At 64.3% G+C, this 767-nt stretch carries 2 protein-coding genes; both read right to left on the reverse strand.

Features of this window, described 5'->3' with window-relative positions:
* A partial coding sequence (gene mobF, locus AX735_RS16920) for a MobF family relaxase (RefSeq protein WP_156447533.1) occupies positions 1-567 on the reverse strand: 567 nt, incomplete at its 3' end.
* Positions 568-570: 3 nt separating this feature from the next.
* A partial coding sequence (locus tag AX735_RS26455) for a hypothetical protein (RefSeq protein ID WP_231750157.1) occupies positions 571-767 on the reverse strand: 197 nt, incomplete at its 5' end.

The following is a 767-nucleotide window of genomic DNA, read 5'->3' on the forward strand; positions in this document are numbered from 1 at the left end:
CGCGCCGATCGTGGTGTTGTTCTTCCAGAGCTGCTGGTTGTGGAGCGCCTGCCATGCCCCGTTCGCCATCTTGGTCATGTTGGCGATAAGGACGTGGATGTGGCCCTGCGGATCGAGAGCGCGGCTCGTGTCGTGCTGGAACAGCGCATAGACGAGGTTGCCGGTTCGCACCGCATCCCCTGACCTGGACTGATCGTAGGTGCGGCCTTCGGCGAAGGTCTTCTCGACCCATCCCATCGTCGCCTTTACGGCGTTCATATGCGCGGTGAGGACACGGGTGTCGCAAGCGACATAGGCCATTACGCTGGCGGACTTCGGCATCGAGAAGGTCAGGTCGACACCGAGCCTGCGACCCTCGACCTGCCCGACCTTTTCGCCATCGGGCATCTCGCCGTTGAGGATCTTCTCGAAGTCTTCCTTGGTCACCTCGCCCTTGAGGCCAAGGTCGGCCGCGCCCACCCCGCCCCAGGCGGTCGCCTCGGACGAATGCTCGGCGGTGTAGTAATCGTCCTTGGCGAAATACTGCGCCGCGCCGGAGGCGGACTTGACGGAAGCGACCGACAGCATCGGCTACATCCCCATGTCCATGTCGTCATCGATCTCCGGCGAATGATCCGGGCCGTGATGACGATGGTGGTGATCGGGGTCGCGCTGCGTCGCAAACCCATCGCGCAATTCGCGGGTCGCCTGGTCCTCGTGGCGATCGGCATCACCGCGATCGGACCGGCTTTCCGGGGCATGGCGTGACGCCTCGCCGCGCGTCGGAT

The organism is Blastomonas sp. CCH1-A6, assembly GCF_001556365.1.
GTDB lineage: Bacteria > Pseudomonadota > Alphaproteobacteria > Sphingomonadales > Sphingomonadaceae > Blastomonas > Blastomonas ursincola.